The sequence below is a fragment of the Pseudomonas sp. TE3786 genome (genome assembly GCF_054057335.1).
On sequence record NZ_JBSRZF010000001.1, the window covers coordinates 353,093 to 369,233 of the forward strand.

A 16,141-nucleotide genomic window follows, 5' to 3' on the forward strand; every position below is an offset into this window, starting at 1 on the left:
GCGTTGGCGCGGCGATTTACTACTAACAAGGGAGTGGGCATGCGCCAAGGTTTCGATGATTTTGTGGAATTCTGGCGATTCCTGTTGCGGCGTTTTCTGGCCGACCATGGTCCCAACAGTGCCGCGGCGCTGACCTATACCACGCTGTTCGCGGTGGTACCGATGATGACGGTGACCTTTGCCATGCTCTCGGCGGTGCCGGCGTTTTCCGGTGTGGGCGAGCAGATTCAGCACTTTATCTTCCATAACTTTCTGCCCGCTTCCGGCGAGATGGTGCAGGAGTACCTGAATAACTTCACCACCCAGGCACGGCAACTGACCTGGATCGGTGTGGTGTTTCTCGCCGTCACGGCCTTCGCCATGTTGGTAACGGTGGAAAAGGCCCTGAACAATATCTGGCGTGTGCGTCAGCCGCGTCGCGGGATTTCCAGCTTTCTGCTCTATTGGGCGATTCTCAGCCTGGGCCCGTTGCTGCTCGGTGTGGGCTTTGTGGTCAGCACCTATATCACCTCGCTGTCGCTGATTTCCGGGCCAGATGCGCTGATCGGTGCCGAGACCGTGTTGCGCCTGACGCCGCTGATGTCCAGCGTGGCGGCCTTCACCCTGATCTACGCCTCGGTGCCCAATACTCGGGTACCGATCAAGAACGCTCTGTTGGGCGGGGTGTTCGCCGCGGTGTTGTTCGAGGTGGCCAAGGCCCTGTTCGGTTTGTACGTGCGCTTGTTTCCCGGTTTCCAACTGATCTATGGCGCCTTCGCCACAGTGCCGCTGTTTCTGCTGTGGGTGTATCTGTCCTGGCTGATTGTGCTTTTCGGTGCCGAGCTGGCCTGCAACCTCGGTTCCTCGCGGCACTGGCGTCGTCGCGCATTGCCACGCCTGTTGGTGATGCTCGGGTTGCTGCGCAGGTTTCACGATGCCCAGGTGCGCGGTGAGGTACTGCGCCTGGATGATGTGCATGCGCAAGGCTGGCGCTTGCCGGAGGATGAGTGGGACGAGATCGTCGAGTTCCTTGAAAACGAATTGCTGATTTGCCGCGCCAGTGGTGGCGGCTGGGTGCTGTGTCGCGATCTGGGCCAGTACAGCCTGCATCAGCTGTTGCTGCACAGCCCGTGGCCGATGCCGCGTCTGGAGCAACTGCCGACGCAGCTGGATGAGGCTTGGTATCCCGGCTTGCGCGCGGCACTCAAGGCCCTGCATGACGAGCAGGCGGAGCTGTTCGGGGCTAGCCTGATGCAATGGTTGCAAGCAGGCCCGGCCGCGGAGGGTGGTGCCGACTGACAAAAAATGTCAGTTTGCGCGTAGGGCTGCGGATTACAGCGGCCTGTGGGGCGCTGTAGCCCACGAAATGGATGTAAAAACAGTTGGCACGCTTTTGGCTCTCTCCCTCGCAGATAGCTATCAAACTGCCAGCCTGGCACGGACTAGCCAAGGAATTCGGGTGCTATGAGTAACCCCAAGAGCCATACCGCGAAAAAGCACGGCACCGTGATTGCCCTGCAACACACCCATCCAGAACATGCACTGGAAGGACTCAAACGCATCACCGGGCTGAATTTCGCCCGCTGGCCGGAGTCGTTGGTGCCCCGTGCGCCCGTTGCTGCGCAGCAGGATGCTGAGGTCGAGTTTGCCCCCGAGCGTGTCACCTGCAACGCTACCCCTCGCTAGAAACCCACACCCCATAAACGCAAAACCCCGCGACAGTGCGCGGGGTTTTCAGACGTTCGTTGGGAAGGCTCAGGCCAAGGCTTGTTGGCTCTGGGCTACGGCCAATTCCACGGCTTGAACGAACAGTTCTTCCACCACCAGGCTGGTGGCCGGAATCGCCGAACGCAGGCACACCTGCATATCTTCGATCTTCTGTTTCACCGGCAAGCGGCCGATGCCGGACAGCAGAATCTTGCCCTGGGCGTTCACCTTGCCGTGGTCCACCAACACTTCGCGGCGCGCACCGGCATCGCGGTAGCTGATCATCAGTGACACCGGCAGATTGGCCAGGCCGGGCAGTTGCAGCCAGGCAGCGACGTTGAAGTCGGCAACGCGACCGTCGTACTCGGTCACGGCCAGGCGGGCGGCGTCGGTGATACGTGATGGCACTGGGCCGATCAGCTTGTCGTGGGCTTGGGACATGGTGGCTTCCGGGCTGATTTTTAGATTGGGAGTTATAGGACAGGCGGTCGAAATTATAGGCACGCCGGTGCAAGCAAACTGTGCGCTTGGCCGCCGCCCCGCGTGACCAGTCTCGCAGTTTTGACCATTAGGCCAGCTTCAGGGGATGACGACTGACCGAGGCGGTTTCGAGGTTGGCAGGGGGCAGGGGCAGGGCCGCCTGGTTGTTTACGCTGACCAGTTGCAGCCAGAGGTTTTCCCCGGCGCTGAACTGGCCGTTGGGCAGCCACAGGCCGTGGTTCCAGCCGCCACCGCTGACCGGCGTGCTTTGCAGCACCCCCGGGTGGGTTTGCGTGCTGGGGCTGCGGCGCAGCCACACCGGGCGCGGCAGCCCCTTGAGATAGCGCAGGCCCAGGTGCAGGCCATCGGCGTTCTGGTGGCGCCAGCGCAGCAGGGCCAGGGTGGGTGTGCCGCTATTGGTCAATAGCAGCAGCAACTGCCCGACTGGCAGCAAACGGCCCTGATCGACATGGCACAGCAGGCGTGCGCCGCCAGGGCTGGTGTCGAGCATCTGCGCGGCGCAGTGGCCCGGACGATGTTCCAGCAGTTGCGCATGGATGGCGGTCAGGCCAACCACCAGGCTGCAATCGCCGACCTGATCGGAGCGTTCATGGCGGCGTTGCTGACGGCCCAACCAATGATGACGGACCCGTTGCAGCAGTTCGCCTTCCTGCTCGGTCTGCAGCGGTGCCGGCTCGTGCAGGGCGACCAACAAGGCACCCAGTTCGAAGCGGCGCAGGTAGGCGGGGTCGCCCTCGACCTGCTGCTCGAAGGTCAGACAGGGCTGCGCTTCGGTGAGATCGACCACCGGCCCTTCGGCCTCGTCTTCGTCATCCCAAGGCAGCAGACGCGCCAGCTTTGCCAGCGGTGCCAGGGCGCTGAACAATACCGGCCCTTCGCCTTCGGCCAGGTGGAAGGGGTTGCTCAACGCCAGCAACAGCATCTGCTGGTAAAGGCCACGCAGGGTGCTCGCCGGCAATGGGTGGAAGGCGGCGGCCACCGGCTCGTCGAGGCAATCCTGGTGTTCGCCGATCCAATACAGCAAGTGGCTGTCGCGCCACAGACTGGCGGGTGGTTCCTGATACAGCTGGTAATGCCGCAGCAGGCTCTGCGCGAGAAAGTGCTGGGCCATATACAGGCACCAGGCCAGGTGTGGGCGTGAAGGTTGCCGACCTTGGAGAATCTGCAGCAGCAGGCGTTTGAAGCCGATGGCCATTTCCCCGCAGAAGCGCACGAACAGCATCGACGGCGTGGCACCGTGGCGGTAGAACTCGGCGTAGTGGCGGTACTCTTCGCTCAGGCTTTGCAGCGCGCGTTGCCTTTCGAGTAAGGTCATGGCGCTGCGATTGAGGCGAAACAGCAGACCCAGGACCAGGTGCAGCGCGCTTTCGTGCGATTGCCGACGCGCCTCTGCCAGCCGCTCGTTGAGGTCGGCCAGCGGTGCGGCGGCTTCGTCGAGGAGTTCTGGCACCTCAAGGCGTAGAGCGTCCAGGGTCATATCAACCCTGCAGGTATAAGGATCGAATGCATGGCAGCGCTGCTGCGTATGGTCATTAAAAAAGTGCTCATGGGGCAGATTGCCTTGGGGTTATGTGCCGGGCTTCTTTTGGTCGGCTGTGCTGAAGACTTTGGTGTCGATCAGCATGGACGAAAGGTAACGGCTGAGCAGTTGGAAGGCCAGTGGTTAGTTATTAATTACTGGGCCCAATGGTGCGCTCCCTGCCGTACCGAGATCCCCGAACTGAACGCCCTGGCCGAGCAACTCAAGGACCGCCACATCCGGGTATTGGGAGTGAACTTCGATGCCTTGCAGAGTGAAGCGCTGGGCAAGGCTGCCGACGCCATGGGCATCCGCTTCACCGTACTGGCCCAAGACCCCGGCGAACGCTTCAAGCTGCCGCGCAGCGAGGCCTTGCCGGTGACCTATCTGGTCGACCCCAAAGGCCAGGTGCGCGAGCGCCTGATGGGCGAGCAAACCGCAGCGGGCCTGAGCAAGCGCCTGGCTGAACTGCAAGCGAAGGAGTGACGGCATGGCGCGCATCTGTTTACACGGTTATGTCAGCGGCAAGGTGCAGGGCGTATTTTTCCGCCAGAGCACCGAGGCCCAAGCCACGCGTCTGGACCTCGACGGCTGGGTGCGCAACCTGGCCGATGGCCGGGTTGAAGTGTTGGTGGAAGGCGAGGAAGAGGCCGTGCGCGAGTTGGCGGTCTGGCTGGAAACCGGGCCGAAGAAGGCCAAGGTGACGGCGGTGGAGTTGCAAGAACATCCGCTGCAGGGGATTGCCGGGTTTATTGTTCGCGGCTGAGCTGAAAGGGGCAAACCAATCGCGGCTGAAGCTCCTACGGATTGTGCTGACTGTAGGTGCGGCTTCAGCCGCGATGCTATTCAGGGTTTCACGTACCAATAATCCTGCCAGTAACCAACCACCTTTCCCGAATAGGTATTTTTGCCGAGGCTGCCGTTGTAGCGCGCCAACGCCCGGTTCATGTCGCCATTCTCTTTCTTCAGGTAGTAGCTGAGGATGGTGCAGCCGTAACGCAGGTTGGTGGCGTTGTCGGTGAGGTTGTCCTGTTCGCGGCCGAGTTCGGCTTTCCAGAAGGTCATCACCTGCATCATGCCCTGGGCACCGACCGAGGAAATGGCGAAGCGGTTGAAGCGGCTTTCGACATGGATCAGGGCCAGCACCAGGTCCGGCTTGAGGCCGGCTTTGCTGGCTTCGTGGTGCACCTGCTTGAGCAGCGTCAGACGCTCTTCGGCGTCAGGTATATAGCGGCTCAGCCGGGTGGACATATCCAGCAGCCAGACCTCGGCGTCGTAGCGATCCACAAAGCTGTCGGCTTCGGACACGGTGCGCTGCAGCAGGTCACGCAGCTCCGGCTCGGGAGCCTGGCGCACGTTGGCGCTCAGCGGCAGGGCCAGCGCCAGTAAAAAGAACAGCGCCAGGCGCGTGCACGCGGTCATGGCGTGGCTCAGTTACTGGTGCCCGGATCGGCCACCAGGCGGCCGGCGTCCTTGCGCAGCGAGGTGAGGAATTCCTGCTGCAGCTCGGGGTCGTTGCGGGTCAGTTCGATCAGGCTTTGTTCCAGCTCATTGGCTTCTTCTTCCAGGCCAAGGTCGGACAGGCGTTTGACCCGGTGTACCCACTGCGAAACCTCGTCGTCTTCGAGGTCATCGTAGATCAGTGCATGGGCTTCCAGCAGCTTGCCACGCAGGGTTTTGCTGACTTGCAGACTGGCCTCGCTACGGGTGTTGTCTTGCTCGTCTTCGACGCTCAGCAGCAACTTGCCGACGCGGCTGACATCCTGTTCAGCGAACGGGCCGTCGAGCAGGTTCAGGCGCAGCACGCCATTGCGGTCGGTGCTCAGCTCGTGGGTTTGCGGGCCGGCAGTAACCAGCACCGGGCGCTCGGCCCAGGGCAGGCTGGAATATTCGGTGCGTTTGTCTTTCTGTTGTTCGTTGATCTTCGCCAGGTTCTGTTGCGAGCGCCCGTTGGACTGGGTGTTCATAAACGGGTTGAGACCGGCGAAGCCATAGTCGATCCAGCCTTTGGTAGCGGTTTCCGGCACGTTGCCGAGCAACACCACGTTCAGCACGTTGGCCCCCACACCTGCCACCACCGCGACCGCGCCCAAGGGCACTTCGTACAATTCGCGCCAGGCCTGATAAGGCGTGTAGCGGTCGTAAATACGGGTGACTTCGTACTCAGTGACCTCGAAGGTTTTCTGGTCCTGAATACGTATACGACGCTGCGGCAGCTCGAGCACGTTGGGTTGCCCCACGTCGATCTGCAGGCTGTGGTTGAGCAATTTGCGCTCAGCGCGCTCCTCGCGCTCGGCACGCTGCGACATATGGTTGGCGCAGCCGCTGAGCAGCAAGGCACCGCACAAGGCGGTGCCGATGAGGCGGGTGGAACGTGGCTTGAACATGGGGGCTCGAGTTAACAATCTTGGGCTGACAATCAACGACCGGTACGGGCCTGGATAAAGGACAACACCTCGGCCACCGGAATGGCTTGCGCCTCGGTGTCACGACGGTTTTTGTATTCCAGATTGCCCTCGGCCAGACCGCGGTCACTGACCACGATGCGGTGCGGGATACCGATCAGTTCCATGTCGGCAAACTTGATGCCGGGGCTGGTTTTCTTGTCACGGTCATCCAGCAGCACTTCGAAGCCGGCGGCGGTGAGGTCGGCATACAGCTTGTCGGTGGCCGCGCGCACATCTTCGTTTTCGTAGCGCAGCGGTACCAGGGCGATCTGGAACGGTGCCAGGGCATCGCTCCAGAGAATGCCGCGCTCGTCGTTGTTCTGCTCAATGGCCGCAGCCACTACGCGGGACACGCCGATGCCGTAGCAACCCATGCTGAGAATGGCCGGTTTGCCGTTCTCGCCCATCACGGTGCAGTTCATTGCTTCGCTGTATTTGCTGCCGAGCTGGAAGATATGCCCAACTTCGATACCGCGTTTGATTTCCAGCGTGCCCTGGCCATCCGGGCTTGGGTCGCCGGCCACCACATTACGCAGGTCGGCCACTTCCGGCAGCGGCAGATCGCGCTCCCAGTTCACGCCGAAGTAGTGCTTGTCGTCGATGTTGGCACCGATGGCGAAGTCGCTCATCAGGGCTACCGAACGGTCGATCACGCATGGCAGTGGCAGGTTCAGCGGGCCGAGGGAACCGGCTCCGGCACCAATGGCGTTGCGCAGTTCGGCTTCGCTGGCGAATTCCAGCGGGCTGGCAACCAGTTTCAGGTTGGCGGCCTTGATTTCGTTCAGCTCGTGGTCGCCACGAACGATCAGCGCGACCAGCTTGCCTTCCTCGGCAGCGTGCACCACCAGGGTCTTGATGGTTTTTTCGATCGGCAGGTTGAAGCCTTCCACCAGCTCGGCGATGGTCTTGGCGTTCGGGGTGTCGACCAGGCGCATTTCTTCGCTAGCGGTGCCACGGGCGCTTTCGCGCGGAATGGCTTCGGCTTTTTCGACGTTGGCGGCGTAGTCGGAGACGTTGCTGAAGGCGATATCGTCTTCACCGGACTCGGCCAGTACGTGGAATTCGTGGGAGCCGGTGCCGCCGATGGAGCCGGTATCGGCCTGTACAGGACGGAAGTTCAGGCCCAGGCGGCTGAACACATTGCAGTACGCCTGGTGCATGCGATCGTAGGTTTCTTGCAGGGACGCCTGGTCGCTGTGGAAGGAGTAGGCGTCCTTCATGGTGAACTCGCGGCCACGCATCACACCGAAGCGCGGACGGATTTCATCGCGGAACTTTGTTTGAATTTGGTACAGATTGATGGGCAACTGTTTATAACTGCTCAGTTCGTTGCGCATCAGGTCGGTGATCACTTCTTCGTGGGTCGGGCCCACGCAGAACTCACGGCCGTGACGGTCTTTCAAACGCAGCAGCTCAGGGCCGTACTGTTCCCAGCGCCCGGATTCCTGCCACAGCTCAGCCGGTTGAATCGCCGGCATCAGCACTTCGAGAGCGCCAGCGGCGTTCATTTCTTCGCGAACGACGGTTTCCACTTTGCGCAAAACACGCAGGCCCATTGGTAGCCAGGTGTACAGGCCTGAGGCCAGTTTGCGGATCATGCCGGCACGCAGCATAAGCTGGTGGCTGACCACGACGGCGTCGGTTGGGTTTTCTTTCAGGGTCGAGAGCAAATACTGACTGGTACGCATGTTTGGCCGTTATATCAGTTGCGAAGGCAAGGAAGTGCTCGGCATTGTACGGGGCCTGTACTGCCGCGTACAGGATTCAGGCCACTGCAATGTAAGGGGTTTCGAGTGACAGCTTTGACTGCCGAACAAGTACAAGCGCTGATCCGCTTTGGGGTGCCGATGGCCGAAGATATCGACCTGTGCATTGATCGCCTGGATGCCGACAGCGCCTACGCGCGCGTGCCCTTCCAGGCCAAATTGGTGCGCCCCGGCGGCACCGTTTCGGGGCCGACCATCATGGCCTTGGCTGACGCCGCAATGTACGCCGTGGTGCTCGGTCGGTTGGGCAGGGTGGAGATGGCGGTGACCGCCAATCTGAACATCAACTTTCTGGCCAAACCCAAGCCGGTGGACTTAATTGCCCATGCGCAAATACTCAAACTAAGTCGGCGTCAGGCGGTTTGCGAAGTGTCGTTATATTCGGCGGGAGATGATGACAATCTAGTGGCCCATGTAACGGGAACTTACGCGTTGCCAATTTGAATGTGCTGTTTGTTGTCAGCTAGCAGACGAAAAAAAGCCCGGCTAATGCCGGGCTTTTCTTATATCGAATTACCTGCTGAGTTCTGGATTACAGAATGCTCAGTGGGTATTCAACGATCAGGCGCAGTTCGTCGATCGAAGGCGAACCGTAGTAGGTGCCGTCGCCCGAACGATAAGTGGCTTGACGAACGCGCAGGCTCAGGTCTTTAGCTGGGCCGTCTTGCAGAACGTACTTAACGTCTACGTCGCGTTCCCACTCTTTACCGTCATTAGTGCTGGTAACGTTGGCATCTTTACCAGTTACATAGCGGGTCATGAAGGTCAGGCCGGGAGCGCCGAGGGTGGCGAAGTCCAGCTTGTAGGTAGCGCCGTACGAACGCTCGTCTTCAGCGTTGAAGTCGGAACGTGCGATGGAGTTGGCCAGGAACACAGTGCCGCCGCCGTCTACGCCGTAGCCATAGTCGCCGTCGCCGGAAACTTGCTGGTACGACAGACCGAAGGTGTGAGCGCCGATGGTGTAGGAACCAAAGATGCTGGCAACGGTGTTGTCCAGTTTGTCGCCGTCAAAGGCGGTGTACAGGTCTTTGCCCGAGCTCTTGGTGTCATACAGGTTGAAGTCGAAGGCCAGGGACTGGTCTTCGGCCAACGGCAAGGTGTAGTTGACGTTGACGTAGTACTTGCGCCAGTAGTCTTCTACTTTCGAGTAGTACAGGGTGGTGCTCAGGGAGTCGGTGAAGGCATAGGTGCCGCCGAATACGTCGGCTTTTGTCAGGCCCAGGCTGTCGTGGTTGGTTTCCGATTGAGCGTTGGAAGCGGTGAAGTGACCGGCGTTGAGTTCCAGGCCTTCGATTTCTTTGCTGGTGACCAGGAAACCTTCGGTGGTTTCTGGCAGCAGACGGCTGTCGTCAGTGGCGAACACCGGCATTGCGGTGAACTGGGTGCCGTACTTCAGAACAGTGTTGGAAACGCGCATTTTGACTGCGCCGCCCGACTCGCCGTAGCTGTCTTGCGATTTGCCGTCGCTGTCAGTCGGGAACAGGCCGGAACCGTTACGACCACGACCGCTGTCCAGTTTGATGCCGGCCAGGCCGATTGCATCAACGCCGAAACCTACGGGGCCTTGGGTGAAGCCGGACTCGAAAGTACCGATGAAGCCTTGGCCCCATTCACGAGTTTGGCTGTTGCCAGAGGTGTTGTTGCGGAAGTCACGGGAGAAGTAGAGGTTGCGAGCCAAAACGCTGAGGCTGCTGTCTTCTACAAAGCCCTTAGAGTCGGACTGTTCGCTGGCTACAGCCAGTTGGGTGCTGCCCGCTACTGCTAGGGCGATTAAGCTCCACTTCATCACTTGCATCGTGATTGCTCCTTTGGTTTAGAAGAGTTGCGCTGCCCATCTTATTTGTTGTATGGGCGGCTCTTTCTTTTTGTGTCGGCGCTAAGTTATATCACGGCGACATTGTTGGCGACAGATAGTGCATGGTCCTTACAAATTCTTAACGACGATGTCGCAAAAGCTTATGTGGCATGTCGCAAATTCGTAGTTTTACGCTTGCATCCTAGCGATTAACTTTCCTGTGATTTCTGATGATTAAAGAACCGATAAAACCGGTCTCATTAATCCCCTGTACAGTCCAGCAGTTAATTCTTGTCCCGGGAGTTAACTGTTGTACTAAGCAAGGTACACAAACACTGTTGGTGTCGGTGCTCATTGATCTTGCTAGGCATAAAGCAATTAGCGTGCACAAAAGCCAAAAGCCCAGAGAAAAAGTTCCCTTGTGTGATTTGTTGAGCGCTGCGTAGTGAAAAATGCAACAGGTGGGGCCACATTAGTGCCTTCGTTGCAGCGCCTGTCTGCGGTGGCGACCGTTACTGCTGGTGGCAGTAACGCGGCAAAAGTGGGTTTGGCGGTGGTTGGGTAACAGAAGGTGCACAGCTTGAGTGCATGGAAAAATCCGCCGGGCTAGTTCCTGGCGCTTTTTTGGTGCGCAAAGTAAGCGACCCTTTGATGCGCGGGAGAGTGATACCGGCGGCGTGCTCTTTTCTGGGCGGACAGGCGCGTCCGGGCTGTGGCGAGATTTTTCCCTCAAGCGGGTATCCTGTGCGACGACTACCTTTTCCGCGTCGGGTCGCCCTTTGCGGAGTTGTACATATATATAAGTAGGAGCCTGTGTATGTTCGCCCTGGATTCACGTTTGCAGAACGACACCCTGCTGATCGGCGATTTTCCCCTGTGCCGTTTGTTATTGATGAATGACGACCACTATCCCTGGTTCATTCTGGTTCCGCGCCGGGAAGAAGTGAGCGAACTGTTTCAGCTCGGTGCCGATGAGCAGAAGCAGTTGTGGCATGAAACGGTCACGCTGACCGAGTTGTTAAAAGACACTTTTTCCGCTGACAAAATGAACGTTGCCACCCTGGGTAATGTGGTCAGTCAGCTGCATATGCATGTGATTGTTCGCCGCCGTACTGACGCAGCCTGGCCGGCACCGGTGTGGGGCAAGTTTGCGGCGCAGGCCTATGCCGCTGAACAGGTTGCCGCCATCCGAGCCAAGTTGCGCCTGGTATTGGGCGGTGATTTTGTCTTTGCCGAGGAGTAAGCCATGAGCCTGGAATTGCGCGTAATGGAGCTGGAAACTCGCTTGGCCTTTCAGGACGACACCATTCAGGCCTTGAACGACGAGATGGTGGGTCAGCAGCGGATTATCGAGCGCCTGCAATTGCAGATCGCTGCGCTGGCCAAGCGTCAGGACGATATGCAGAGCGGCTTCGGCATCTCCGAAGAAGAGGCACCGCCGCCCCACTATTAATAGAGGGAATGCTGCAGCCAATAAAAAACCCGCCATTGGCGGGTTTTTTATTGCAGTCGAAAAACTAGCGGCGTTGCGGCAGGGCGGCAATCACGTCTTCAGCTTGCAGGCCTTTGTCGCGTTGCATTACCGAGAACTCTACGCGTTGGCCTTCGACCAGAACGCGGTGGCCTTCGCCGCGGATGGCGCGAAAGTGCACAAAGATATCGTCGCCGGAGTCGCGGGAAATAAAGCCGAAGCCTTTGGAGGTGTTGAACCACTTGACGGTGCCGGTCTCGCGGTCGCCCAGGTCCTGTGGAGCTGCGCTGCTACGGCTGTTCATGCGCAGGTTGGCACCCAGATGCAGCACGACGGCAAGCAATACCGTGAGCAGGCTGAGCAGAACGGCAGGCTGGCCACCGATAACGGGCAGTGGTGCCAGCAGAATAAGCACTTGCAGCACGACTGCCAGTACCAGCAGGGCGCTGACCAGGCCCTGTATTTGTTGGCGGACGCCGATGTGCCAGATTGGGAAAAGCGGTGCCAATAGCAGGTTGATCAGGCCGAACAAGGCAAGGTAGATGGCGTCGGGTTGTTGCAGGTAGGGAAGACTTTCGGCGTGCAAACTTGGGATAAAAGACAGGAGTAGTGCGGCAACTCCCACAAGCAGGTGGACGATTTTCAGCATGTGCAATGAGCTCACTTAATAAGGATGGATCAGCAGAAGAGCTGGTTTGCACGGGTTGCCGTAAATAAAGATCGGCTTCTACACGCGCATGGCACCAGCCTATGCGCCGCACGGGGCGGCAGCACGGAGCGTATTTAACAGCAAAGCGGAGGGCTACTCAAATCAAGCGCTTAGCGCAGGCTCGGGTAGGTGAGGGTGGACCTGATTGCGACCGCTGCGCTTGGCTTGGTACAGGGCATCGTCGGCGCGGGTAAGCAGGCTTTCCAGGTTGTCGCCAACTTCGGCGAGGGCTACACCGAACGAGGCGGTGATGGTGTCGAGGATTTCGTCGGTGCGCCGCACCTTGACCCGTAGTGCCTGGATTTTCAGGCGCAGGTGTTCGGAAAAGGCGTGGGCGCTTTCCATATCGTGGCTGTCGCGCAGAATCACGCAGAACTCTTCACCCCCATAACGGGCTGCCATTGCCTGTGGCGGCAGCAGTTCGCGCAGCAACTGACCGACATGCTGCAGTACGCGGTCGCCCAGCGGGTGGCCGTACTGGTCGTTGAACTGTTTGAAGTGGTCGATATCCAGCATCACCAGGGCGACGCCCTGATGGCCCTGGGCCAGGGTCTGTTCCAGAAGGCGGGTAAAGGCGTGGCGGTTGAAGACGTTGGTCAGGCTATCCAGGGTGGCCGCCATATGGGCGCGTTCGAGCTGGCCGCGCAGGTGGGAAATTTCTTCCTGGGCGCTGCGTAGACGGTAGAGGAATTTTTCCTGCTGGTCCTGCATCAGCTGGGTGCTCTGCTGCAGGTCATTGAGCACGCTGGGCAGGTCGTCGACCAGCGGTTCCTGCAGGGCGCTCAGGCCGTGGGTGAGGCTGTCCTGATAGGCCTGGCCGCTGGTCACACTATGGGAGATGCCACCTTCTATATCGTCGACCAGTTCGATTACTTGCTGCTGGCCGGCGCGGGCTTCTTCCAGTTCGCCGCGAATGACGTAGTCGCGAAACAGCTTGGCGGCGGTCTCCGGCGGGAAGCTATCGAAATCCTTGACCGTTTTGTCGAGACGCCGATTGAGCTCCGGCTCCTGGCCCTTGCTGTAGGTGTACCAGAGCGCGTAGTGCACGGGGTTGGGCGGAATATCGTGGCGCATCATCAGTGGTACGGCTTGCTTGAGTAGGTCCGCTGCCTCACGGGTCTCCTCGGGGTAGAGACTTAAAATGCTGGGCAATTTCGGCGGCTGGCTCATGGGTCGTACGGGTTCAAACTATCGATTGCCAGAGCATAGAGCAGCAGTGCCGCTTGCGCCTAGCGAAAGGCCCGGTTTGCGCCGGGCCGCGGTCATTTTTTACTCTGGTTGCGGCTTATACGGCCAGCAGGCTGCGCAGCATCCAGGCGGTTTTCTCGTGCACTTGCATGCGTTGGGTCAGCAGGTCTGCGGTGGGCTCGTCGCTGACTTTATCCAGCAGCGGGAAAATGCCGCGGGCGGTGCGTACCACGGCTTCCTGGCCCTGCACCAGTTGCTTGATCATGTCATCGGCTGAAGGCACGCCTTCTTCCTCTTTGATCGAGGACAGGCGCGAGTAGGCGGCATAGGTGCCTGGTGCCGGAAAGCCAAGGGCGCGGATACGCTCGGCAATGGCGTCGACAGCCAGCGACAGCTCGGTGTACTGCCCCTCGAACATCAGGTGCAGGGTATTGAACATCGGACCGGTGACGTTCCAGTGAAAGTTGTGGGTTTTCAGGTACAGGGTGTAGGTGTCGGCGAGCAGGCGCGACAGGCCTTCGGCGATCGCGGCGCGGTCCTGTTCGGCAATTCCGATGTTGATTTCCATGGCGTTTCTCCTTTTTCAGACGGATAGAAGCGGGCTAAATCGATGGCTAGAGCCTAGCATGGGCCTTGGGGGAGCTGTCGCGGGGCTTGGGTCAATAAATGCTATTGGGCAAATGCATGGTTGGCTTGAACGGCTGAGCGGTTTATCGCCTTGGCTGTGCTCCGTCGACTTTCTCCTCAATTGGCCGCTTTAGGGTTTGCCAGGCTCGGTTTTTGGGTTTATTGACAGGCGTGATCCGTCATATACTCCCGCACCTTGTTGCGAGGGGCCGCGCCACGCGGAGTTCGCGGCACAGCCGGGGCGACCCTGAGCTGACTTTGCAGAACGCAAGCCGAGATGAGCCAATGCCAATTTACGATTACCAATGCGCTTCCTGTGGCCATCAGATGGAAGCCATTCAGAAATTCAGCGACGCGCCTCTGGTCGATTGCCCGACCTGCAAGGCACCCGAGTTGAAGAAGTTGTTGTCCATGCCCGGTTTTCGCCTGAAAGGCAGCGGCTGGTACGAGACCGATTTCAAGACCGGCGCGAAAAAGAACCTGGCTGGCGGCGACAAAGCCGATTAAGGCGATAGCGTCGCTTAAGCAGCACACCGAATAGTCGAATTACGAGAAGCGAAACCACCATCATGATGCGCAGCCATTATTGCGGCCAATTGAACGAAAGCCTGGAAGGTCAGGAAGTCACCCTGTGCGGTTGGGTTCATCGCCGCCGAGATCACGGCGGGGTTATCTTCCTCGATATCCGTGACCGTGAAGGTCTGGCCCAGGTGGTGTTCGATCCGGATCGCGCCGAAACCTTCGCCAAGGCTGACCGCGTGCGCAGCGAATACGTGGTGAAGATCACCGGTAAGGTGCGTCTGCGCCCGGCCGGTGCCAACAACGCCAACATGGCCTCCGGCGCGATCGAAGTGCTGGGCTATGAGCTGGAAGTGCTCAACGAAGCGGAAACCCCGCCGTTCTCACTGAACGAATACACCGACGTCGGTGAAGAAACCCGTCTGCGCTATCGCTTTATCGACCTGCGCCGTCCGGAAATGGCCGAGAAGCTGAAGCTGCGTTCGCGCGTCACCAGCAGCATCCGTCGCTACCTCGACGAGAATGGCTTCCTCGACGTGGAAACCCCGATCCTCACCCGCGCCACTCCTGAGGGTGCCCGTGACTACCTGGTACCTAGCCGTACCCACCCCGGTAGCTTCTTTGCCTTGCCGCAGTCGCCCCAGTTGTTCAAACAGCTGCTGATGGTGGCCGGCTTCGACCGTTACTACCAGATCGCCAAATGCTTTCGCGACGAAGACCTGCGTGCCGACCGTCAGCCGGAATTCACCCAGATCGACATCGAGACCAGCTTCCTCGACGAAGACGACATCATCGCCATCACCGAGAAGATGATTCGCCAGCTGTTCAAAGAGGTTCTGGACCTCGAGTTCGGCGAATTCCCGCACATGCCGTTCTCCGAGGCCATGAGCCGCTACGGTTCCGATAAGCCGGACCTGCGTATTCCGCTGGAACTGGTAGACGTTGCCGACCAGCTGAAAGACGTGGACTTCAAAGTATTCAGCGGCCCGGCCAACGATCCGAAATGCCGTATCGCCGCTCTGCGCGTACCGGGCGGTGGCAGCATGCCGCGCAAGCAGATCGACGATTACACCAAGTTCGTCGGCAACTACGGTGCCAAGGGCCTGGCGTATATCAAGGTCAATGAACGCGCCAAAGGTGTTGAAGGCCTGCAGTCGCCGATCGTGAAAAACATCCCGGAAGCCAACCTCAACGTCATTCTTGACCGCGTAGGCGCTGTGGACGGCGACATCGTGTTCTTCGGTGCCGACAAGACCAAGATCGTTTGCGACGCCCTGGGCGCGCTGCGGATCAAGGTGGGTCACGACCTCAACCTGCTCACCTGTGAGTGGGCACCGATGTGGGTCGTCGACTTCCCGATGTTCGAAGAAGCCGAAGATGGCAGCCTGAACTCGTTGCACCACCCGTTCACTTCGCCCAAGTGCACCCCGGCCGAGCTGGAGGCCAATCCGGCTGCCGCCCTGTCGCGCGCTTACGACATGGTGCTGAACGGCACCGAGTTGGGCGGCGGTTCGATCCGTATCCACGACAAGTCGATGCAGCAAACGGTATTCCGTGTGCTGGGTATCAGCGAAGAAGAGCAGGAAGAGAAGTTCGGCTTCCTTCTCGATGCGCTGAAATTCGGTGCGCCGCCCCATGGTGGTCTGGCCTTCGGCCTCGACCGTCTGGTGATGCTGATGACCGGTGCGCAGTCGATTCGTGAAGTGATCGCCTTCCCGAAAACCCAGAGCGCTGCCGATGTGATGACCCAGGCACCGGGTGAGGTTGATCCTCGTCAGCTGCGTGATCTGCACATTCGTTTGCGCGAGCAGGTTAAAGCCGACTAAGAGGTCTTGGCCTTCGGGTCGGGCTTTCTTGCAGCGCCCCTTTCTCTGTTTAGAGTCAGGGGCGTTTTCAATTAAAGGACAAGACGG

The 16,141-nt window shown here is 59.4% G+C and carries 18 protein-coding genes and 1 pseudogene; 9 read left to right on the forward strand and 10 right to left on the reverse strand.

The features are described 5' to 3' along the window. Positions 1-39: 39 nt before the first annotated feature. Together ACVW0Y_RS01595 and ACVW0Y_RS01600 are read left to right on the forward strand one after the other, a co-directional pair. Positions 40-1,278, forward strand: coding sequence for a virulence factor BrkB family protein (locus tag ACVW0Y_RS01595; protein WP_457435613.1), 1,239 nt, complete (start codon positions 40-42; stop codon positions 1,276-1,278). 165 nt (positions 1,279-1,443) lie between these two features. Then, complete coding sequence (locus tag ACVW0Y_RS01600; protein WP_457435615.1) at positions 1,444-1,665, forward strand: hypothetical protein; 222 nt, start codon at positions 1,444-1,446, stop codon at positions 1,663-1,665. Between the two features lie 69 nt (positions 1,666-1,734). Here ACVW0Y_RS01600 and ACVW0Y_RS01605 read toward each other — a convergent pair whose 3' ends face one another. Next, positions 1,735-2,127: a hypothetical protein gene (locus ACVW0Y_RS01605; RefSeq protein ID WP_457435618.1), complete on the reverse strand. Its 393-nt coding sequence runs from the start codon at positions 2,125-2,127 to the stop codon at positions 1,735-1,737. Positions 2,128-2,254: 127 nt separating this feature from the next. Continuing rightward, positions 2,255-3,664, reverse strand: coding sequence for a PilZ domain-containing protein (locus ACVW0Y_RS01610; RefSeq protein ID WP_457435620.1), 1,410 nt, complete (start codon positions 3,662-3,664; stop codon positions 2,255-2,257). A 30-nt stretch (positions 3,665-3,694) separates the two neighbouring features. Here ACVW0Y_RS01610 and ACVW0Y_RS01615 point away from each other — a divergent pair, with 30 nt between their 5' ends. Both ACVW0Y_RS01615 and ACVW0Y_RS01620 read left to right on the forward strand, forming a co-directional pair. Next, positions 3,695-4,192: a TlpA disulfide reductase family protein gene (locus ACVW0Y_RS01615; RefSeq protein WP_457435622.1), complete on the forward strand. Its 498-nt coding sequence runs from the start codon at positions 3,695-3,697 to the stop codon at positions 4,190-4,192. A 4-nt stretch (positions 4,193-4,196) separates the two neighbouring features. After that, positions 4,197-4,472: an acylphosphatase gene (locus ACVW0Y_RS01620; RefSeq protein ID WP_457435624.1), complete on the forward strand. Its 276-nt coding sequence runs from the start codon at positions 4,197-4,199 to the stop codon at positions 4,470-4,472. An 80-nt stretch (positions 4,473-4,552) separates the two neighbouring features. On the opposite strand, the gene ACVW0Y_RS01625 is transcribed toward ACVW0Y_RS01620, so the two are convergent. From ACVW0Y_RS01625 to ACVW0Y_RS01635, 3 genes are read right to left on the reverse strand one after another with little or no spacing between them, the layout of a single operon-like run. After that, entirely contained in the window at positions 4,553-5,128 is a 576-nt protein-coding gene (locus ACVW0Y_RS01625; RefSeq protein WP_457435626.1) for a lytic transglycosylase domain-containing protein, read from the reverse strand. Positions 5,129-5,136: 8 nt separating this feature from the next. Then, positions 5,137-6,093, reverse strand: coding sequence for a hypothetical protein (locus ACVW0Y_RS01630; RefSeq protein ID WP_457435627.1), 957 nt, complete (start codon positions 6,091-6,093; stop codon positions 5,137-5,139). Positions 6,094-6,125: 32 nt separating this feature from the next. Further along, on the reverse strand, positions 6,126-7,841 hold the full coding sequence (locus ACVW0Y_RS01635) for a proline--tRNA ligase (RefSeq protein ID WP_457435629.1): 1,716 nt from the start codon (positions 7,839-7,841) through the stop codon (positions 6,126-6,128). A gap of 114 nt (positions 7,842-7,955) precedes the next feature. On the opposite strand from ACVW0Y_RS01635, the gene ACVW0Y_RS01640 reads away from it, so the two are divergent. Then, positions 7,956-8,363, forward strand: a complete 408-nt coding sequence (locus tag ACVW0Y_RS01640) for a PaaI family thioesterase (RefSeq protein WP_457435831.1) — start codon at positions 7,956-7,958, stop codon at positions 8,361-8,363. Positions 8,364-8,451: 88 nt separating this feature from the next. Here the strand turns inward: ACVW0Y_RS01640 and ACVW0Y_RS01645 are convergent, their stop codons facing one another. Beyond that, complete coding sequence (locus ACVW0Y_RS01645) at positions 8,452-9,714, reverse strand: OprD family porin (protein ID WP_457435631.1); 1,263 nt, start codon at positions 9,712-9,714, stop codon at positions 8,452-8,454. An 817-nt stretch (positions 9,715-10,531) separates the two neighbouring features. Here ACVW0Y_RS01645 and ACVW0Y_RS01650 point away from each other — a divergent pair. Continuing rightward, positions 10,532-10,957, forward strand: a complete 426-nt coding sequence (locus tag ACVW0Y_RS01650; protein WP_457435633.1) for an HIT domain-containing protein — start codon at positions 10,532-10,534, stop codon at positions 10,955-10,957. Between the two features lie 3 nt (positions 10,958-10,960). After that, positions 10,961-11,167, forward strand: a complete 207-nt coding sequence (locus ACVW0Y_RS01655) for a SlyX family protein (RefSeq protein WP_457435634.1) — start codon at positions 10,961-10,963, stop codon at positions 11,165-11,167. A 64-nt stretch (positions 11,168-11,231) separates the two neighbouring features. On the opposite strand, the gene ACVW0Y_RS01660 is transcribed toward ACVW0Y_RS01655, so the two are convergent. The 4 genes and pseudogenes from ACVW0Y_RS01660 to ACVW0Y_RS01675 form a co-directional block, all read right to left on the reverse strand. Continuing rightward, positions 11,232-11,456, reverse strand: coding sequence for a cold-shock protein (locus tag ACVW0Y_RS01660; protein WP_162998724.1), 225 nt, complete (start codon positions 11,454-11,456; stop codon positions 11,232-11,234). Positions 11,457-11,513: 57 nt separating this feature from the next. Next, positions 11,514-11,834: pseudogene (locus tag ACVW0Y_RS01665) on the reverse strand (cold shock domain-containing protein membrane protein); the annotation flags it as partial. Positions 11,835-11,996: 162 nt separating this feature from the next. Then, positions 11,997-13,064, reverse strand: a complete 1,068-nt coding sequence (locus ACVW0Y_RS01670) for a GGDEF domain-containing protein (RefSeq protein WP_457435636.1) — start codon at positions 13,062-13,064, stop codon at positions 11,997-11,999. 115 nt (positions 13,065-13,179) lie between these two features. Then, complete coding sequence (locus ACVW0Y_RS01675) at positions 13,180-13,650, reverse strand: Dps family protein (protein WP_457435638.1); 471 nt, start codon at positions 13,648-13,650, stop codon at positions 13,180-13,182. Positions 13,651-13,994: 344 nt separating this feature from the next. Between ACVW0Y_RS01675 and ACVW0Y_RS01680 the strand changes: the two genes are divergently transcribed. Both ACVW0Y_RS01680 and aspS read left to right on the forward strand, forming a co-directional pair. Further along, a complete protein-coding gene (locus tag ACVW0Y_RS01680; RefSeq protein WP_119955747.1) occupies positions 13,995-14,216 on the forward strand; it encodes an FmdB family zinc ribbon protein in 222 nt (73 codons plus the stop codon). Between the two features lie 62 nt (positions 14,217-14,278). Continuing rightward, positions 14,279-16,054, forward strand: a complete 1,776-nt coding sequence (gene aspS / locus ACVW0Y_RS01685) for an aspartate--tRNA ligase (RefSeq protein ID WP_457435639.1) — start codon at positions 14,279-14,281, stop codon at positions 16,052-16,054. Positions 16,055-16,141: the final 87 nt, after the last annotated feature.